The organism is Mesorhizobium sp. M1307, from assembly GCF_040318155.1.
Classification (GTDB): Bacteria; Pseudomonadota; Alphaproteobacteria; order Rhizobiales; family Rhizobiaceae; genus Mesorhizobium.
Window position 1 is genome coordinate 1 of record NZ_JAMYLR010000124.1, and the last position, 547, is coordinate 547.

Consider the following 547-nt stretch of genomic DNA (forward strand, 5'->3'; position numbering starts at 1 on the left):
CCTTTGCCTGGTACTTCTTGGCATCATCGACGGCTGGTCTTTTGTCTCGAGCGCATTGTCGATGCGTGCAGGCGTCAAAACCGCGGCGAACCTCGTGATGCAAGGAGCAGTCGAGGATACGACCATCCAAGCTGTCGCTCTTTCGAGCTGGGAAAACCATCCTGATGGCGCGCAGGTGGCAGTGAGCCGGAAATACATGTGCGGGAACATCGTGGCCGATCCATCGGTCCTGTGCGACACTTTGAAAGCCCCCTCGGTCTTCCTCGTAATACAGGCGACAGCCACCTGGTCACCGCCCTTCAGTTTTGGCGCGTTTTCCCTCTCGCGCGAACTCAGTCATCAACAGGTGATTCGTGTCCGCTAAGTCGAGAGCTTTCACGGGGGATGCATCAGGCGGAGCTGCATTAGAGTTCGCGCTGATCGCGCCTTTTCTGATAATGCTTTTGATCGGCATCTTTGCATTCGGCTGGGCTCTGAATGCTATGTCGAGTGTTCGGTACACGCTGGAAACGTCGTCACGTGCGCTGCAAATGAAGAACTCGCTGAC

2 protein-coding genes are annotated in these 547 nt (G+C 55.9%); both read left to right on the top strand.

The features are described from left to right. A partial coding sequence (locus tag NKH16_RS34935; protein WP_352453949.1) for a pilus assembly protein occupies nucleotides 1-364 on the top strand: 364 nt, incomplete at its 5' end. Beyond that, a partial coding sequence (locus tag NKH16_RS34940; RefSeq protein WP_352453948.1) for a TadE/TadG family type IV pilus assembly protein occupies nucleotides 354-547 on the top strand: 194 nt, incomplete at its 3' end. The genes NKH16_RS34935 and NKH16_RS34940, both read left to right, overlap by 11 nt.